General features: G+C 68.5%; 4 protein-coding genes. 1 reads left to right on the top strand and 3 read right to left on the bottom strand.

What is annotated here, in order from left to right; genetic code table 11:
* The 3 genes from AB4Y86_RS12015 to AB4Y86_RS12005 form a co-directional block, all read right to left on the bottom strand.
* Window positions 1-351 (bottom strand): DUF4192 family protein (locus AB4Y86_RS12015; RefSeq protein WP_441402455.1); only part of this gene is annotated, 351 nt, incomplete at its 3' end.
* Between the two features lie 101 nt (window positions 352-452).
* A complete protein-coding gene (locus AB4Y86_RS12010) occupies window positions 453-1,784 on the bottom strand; it encodes an MFS transporter (RefSeq protein ID WP_441402454.1) in 1,332 nt (443 codons plus the stop codon).
* Between the two features lie 47 nt (window positions 1,785-1,831).
* Window positions 1,832-2,770: a proteasome assembly chaperone family protein gene (locus AB4Y86_RS12005; RefSeq protein WP_441402453.1), complete on the bottom strand. Its 939-nt coding sequence runs from the start codon at window positions 2,768-2,770 to the stop codon at window positions 1,832-1,834.
* A gap of 341 nt (window positions 2,771-3,111) precedes the next feature.
* Between AB4Y86_RS12005 and AB4Y86_RS12000 the strand changes: the two genes are divergently transcribed.
* Window positions 3,112-4,638 carry a leucyl aminopeptidase gene (locus tag AB4Y86_RS12000; RefSeq protein WP_441402452.1) on the top strand — a complete coding sequence of 509 codons (1,527 nt, stop codon included), beginning with the start codon at window positions 3,112-3,114 and terminating at the stop codon, window positions 4,636-4,638.
* The last annotated feature ends 309 nt before the right edge of the window (window positions 4,639-4,947 follow it).

Here is a 4,947-nt window from a genome sequence, read left to right as displayed (position 1 = left end):
CTCCAGTTCCCGCAGGAGCCTGGCCGGTGCAGGCGAGCCCGGACCGCCGCCGTCGCGCGCCCCTGCGTCGGGTCCGTTCTTGCCGCCCGGCGCGGTGAAGATCGCGAGCAGGGTGCCGTCGGCGTCGTCGTCGGCCTCGAGATAGTCGCGGACGTTCCGGGCGAAGGCGGCCAGCCCGGGGCCGCGGCTGCGGGACGGGTCCGGGAGGTCGACGCGCAGGGTGGCGCCGAGCCGCTTCCCCTGCATGGTCATGGCGACGAGACTGTGGGTCGGCCAGTAGCCCAGCGAATGCGGGATGAACCCCAGGATGTCTTCGGGGCCGGTGACTTTCAGGTGGTCGGGAGGTGTCATAAGCCCAGCCTCCCCCGGGCCTGCCGGCCGGTCAGCCCGGCAGCTTCCCTATGTGGACAAGGGCAGCGGCAACCGCGGTGGACAAAGGCGGACGAGTCCCGTCAGGGAGTGCGGCGGCGCTCCGCGGCGGACCTGCGCCGCCCTGCCAGCGCCTTGAGCAGCGGCGGCACCACGACGCCTTGTGCCGCCATCTGCCGGCGCACCTTCCGCCTGATGACCAGGATGGCCGTCGCGCCGACCGCCAGCAGCAAGAACTGCACGCACAGCGCCACCCGGAACGCGCCGAGGCTGTAGAGCCTCTCCGGCGAGAACCCCGCCACGTGCAGGGCGTCCAGGGTCACCCCGATCAGGAAGATCGACAGCAGCGCGGCGATGAAGCCGCCCACGTTGACGATGCCGGTGGCGGTGCYGATCCGATGGGCCGGGTTGAAGGTCCGGGCAAAGTCGAAGCCGATCATCGAACCGGGGCCGCCGATGGCCAGGACCACCACGAGGCCGGCGAGCAGCCAGAGCGGCGACCGGGCCGGCTGCAGCAGCACCGTGGCCCAGGCGGCGGCCGTGGCGCCGGAGATCAGCAGCACCATGGTGGACCGGCGCAAGGGGTGGCGGGCCACGAAGCTGCCCATCAGCGGCCCGGAAGCAATCCCGGCGCCCACGTAGAGAGCCATCAGGACCGACACCGTGGCGGTGTCCAGCCCCTGCGCCGAGAGCAGGAAGGGGTAGCCCCAGGTCATGGCGAAGACGGTGCCGCTGAATTGGACCGTGAAATGGCTCCACATCCCCAGCCGGGTCCCCGGCTGACGCCAGGCCGCCGAGAGTGAAACGCCGGTGGCCCGGAGCCCCTGGGAAGGTTTCTGTGCGGCATGTCCCGGCGGCAGGTCCTGCAGCAGCACCACCACCAGCACGACAGCGAGCCCGGACATGCCGGCCAAGGTCAGGAAGGCGGGTGTCCAGCCGGCGGAGTGCAGGATGATCGCGAACGGCACCACGGAAAAGAGCTGGCCGAGCTGGCCGGACATGCCGGTGAGCTGGGTCAGCAACGGCACCTTGGACGGGGCGAACCAGAGCGGAATGAGCCGGATCACGGAGACAAAAGTCATCGCATCGCCAGCTCCCACCAGCACGCGGCCCAGGACACCGCCGGGAATACTGTCGGCAAACGCCAGCTCAAGCTGGCCCAGACCCATCAACAGGGCACCGCCGGCCAGCATGGCGCGGGACCCAAACCGGTCCACGAGCACCCCGACCGGGATCTGCAGGGCGGCGTAAACCAGCAACTGCAGGACGGTGAAGAAGGAGATCTCGGCGGCGCTGGCGTGGAACCGGGCGGTCGCTTCCAGCCCCACGACGCCGAAGGAGGTGCGCTGGCTTACGGCCACCAGGTACGCGAAGACCCCGATGATCCAGATCAGCCAGGCGCGGGGTGAGGTCACTCCCCCATTATGCCCCGCTATTGCGCCCTACTCGTCTTAAATCGTATTTATTCGCTCGGTTCCTCGCGGGCCAGATACGCCTCGACGGCGGCACCGAGCGCATCGGCGTTGGGTAGCTGATCGTTCTCGTCCGCGAGCAAAGACCGGCGCACCGTGCCCTCGGCTTTCTCGTCGTACTTGGTCTCCAGCCGCGCCACGACCTGCCGGACCTCCTCGGAGGCATCGATCTGCTGGGCGATCTGSCGGCCTACTTCCCGGCCGGCCTCGCGCAGSCGGTCMGYMGGAAGCATCAGGGASGTTGCGGCACCAAGGTATTCCAGCCCGGCGACGGCTGCCGTCGGGTACTCGGCCTCGGCCAGGTAATGCGGGACGTGGATGACGTAGCCGGCAATGTTCCGGCCCGCATCAATGAGCCGGAGTTCCACGATGTGGCCGATGGCGGCGGGCACCTCGACGGTGGGCTTCCAGACGGAGATGCCCTCGATCAGTTCGGGCCGGTTGCCGTGCACGGTGACGCCCACCGGGCGGGTGTGCGGGACCGGCATCGGGATGGAGTGGATCCAGGCCGCGAGGTTGACGTCCAGATCCTGCACGATGCCGACGACGGCGCGGGCGAAACGCTCCCATTGCAGGTCCGGCTCGAACCCGGCCAGCAGCAGGAACGGCTTCCCAAGCCCGTCGATCAGCCGGTACAAGGCCAAGCTCGGGGCCTGGTAGTCCTGCAGGTGGTCCTCGACGAAACTCACCTGCGGCCGCCGCGAGCGGTAGTCGATCAGCTGGTCGGCGTCGAACTCGGCGATGAGCTCGGCGTCGAGGGTGTCGAGCAGTTCCGCGGTGATCTGCTTGACGACGTGGCCGGCATCGGCGAAGCCGGTGAAGCCCATCAGCAGGTTCAGCCCGCGCAGTTCGGGATTGCGGAACAGCGCGTCATCACGGACGTACAGCGTTTCGGGATCCAACAGGGAGCCGGAAATCCGTTCCATCACGGCATGTTCCTTTCGCAGTAGCAGGTGGAGGGTCGGGACCGCCGCTGAGTTCCGCAGGGCGGGACCCGCGGGAGCGGACCTCGCGGGAGCGCAGGCCCAGCTTGCGTGCCGGTACCTGCTACAACGCGCCGCCTCCCGGGGTAATTCCTGCCCCCGGTGTGGGCCAGCTCTCACTAAATTGAACTCCGGCGGCAGGGAGAGACTACGATCGGAACTGGCCTTAGAGACGGCCGTGCAGACACCCGGTGGCGTGCAAAGCCGACGGTGGCTCAGGTACCCAAGGCAGGGCGCCGAACATGCAGTTCCTGCCGAAATATCACAGAGAATTGAGGACTGTCCTCGTGCTTAAGAATACCGAAGTCAAGCTGAGTGCGATCGCCGGAGACTTGAAGAAGTCGCCGTCCGACGCCCTCGTCGTGGGCGTGGGGCAGGGCGCCGACGGCCCCGTGCTGCTGGACAACCCGCTGAGCGCCAAGGCGGCCGAGGCGCTGGCGGAGTCGCTGGGCGTTCTCGGCCTCACCGGCGCAGTGGACCAGGTGCACCGCCTCCCCGGACTTCCGGAGGCCGGCGCGTCCGTCCTCGTCCTCGCCGGCGTCGGCAAGGTCACCGCGGGTACCCCGCTTTCGGAGGAAGCCCTGCGCCGCGCCGCCGGCTCGGCGATCCGTCAGCTCGCCGGCATCGCCACCGTCACCCTCGCGCTTCCGACGCCGGACCTCGCCGCCGCCGCCGCCGTCGCCGAAGGCGCCGCGATGGGCGCCTACTCCTTCAACGAATACCGCACCGCGCAGGACGGCCGCAAGGACCCGGTCAAGAGCGTCCGGATCCTCACCGACCTCGCCGCGGACAAAGCGCTGGCCCCGGTGCTGGAGCGGGCCGCCCTGATCGGCAAGGCTGTCAACGCCACCCGCTCGCTGGTGAACCAGCCGCCGAGCCACCTCTACCCCGAAACCTTCGCCGAAGCCGCCAAGGATCTGGCGAAGGGCCTGCCGGTGAAGGTCACGGTCTGGGACGAGAAGCGCCTGGAGAAGGACGGCTTCGGCGGCATCCTCGGTGTCGGCAAGGGTTCCACCCGGCAGCCGCGCCTGGTCAAGGTCGAATACGCCCCTGCCAAGGCAACCGCCAAAATCGCGCTGGTGGGCAAGGGCATCACGTTCGACACCGGCGGAATCTCGCTCAAGCCGCACCTGGGCATGGGCGAGATGAAGTCCGACATGGCCGGCGCCGCCGTCGTCCTCAACACCGTCCTGGCCCTCGCCGAACTGGGCTTGCCRGTGAAGGCGACCGCCTGGCTGTGCATCGCGGAGAACATGCCCTCCGGCGCGGCCCAGCGCCCCGCCGACGTGCTGACCATATTCGGCGGCAAGACCGTCGAGGTCCTGAACACCGACGCCGAGGGCCGCCTGGTCATGGCCGACGGGATCGTGGCCGCCAGCCAGGAGTACCCGGATGCGATCATCGACGTCGCCACCCTCACCGGAGCCCAGCTGATCGCCCTGGGCGACCGCACCGCCGGGGTGATGGGCGCCGACTCCGTCACCGGCGCGATCAAGGCCGCGGCCGACCGCGCCGGCGAGCTGGTCTGGCCGATGCCGCTGCCCGAAGAACTGCGCCCCAGCCTGGACTCGCAGGTGGCGGACATCGCCAACATCGGCGAACGCCACGGCGGCATGATGACGGCAGCCGTCTTCCTGCGCGAATTCGTCGGCCAGGCCAAGGACGGCGGGCAGATCCCGTGGGCCCACATCGACATCGCCGGGCCGTCCTTCAACAACGGCAGCCCTTACGGTTACAACCACAAGCAGGGCACCGGTTGCACGGTTCGCACGCTGGTGGCCTACGTCGAAGACATCCTCGCGAAGGCTGTCTAGGCGGACCCCGGCCGCCGGCACCGCAGGCCCAGCGTTCATGCGGACCTGTGCCCCGGGCTGATCCCCGGGCCACAGGGCCGCGTGAGACTGGACACAATGCGGTCCACAAACGCCACGGCAAGGTGGAGCATGGATTAGGCGTTCGCTAAGGTGAACCGTAGTTTCAAAACATTGAGCTTCACAGCAGTAGTTCCACAGCAATTCCCAACAGAAGTAATTCCAAACGAAAGGGAACCGGCCGGCCCGCATAATCGCGGCAGACAGGTTCCAAGACCAGATGATGCGTACTCTCGTGTCATCGTTCACGCG

Origin of the sequence: Arthrobacter sp. 2YAF22_2 (assembly GCF_052114645.1) — a bacterium.
Classification (GTDB): Bacteria; Actinomycetota; Actinomycetes; order Actinomycetales; family Micrococcaceae; genus Arthrobacter.
Note: the sequence above shows the minus strand (reverse complement) of the source record. Positions and strands in the feature narration are given on the sequence as shown.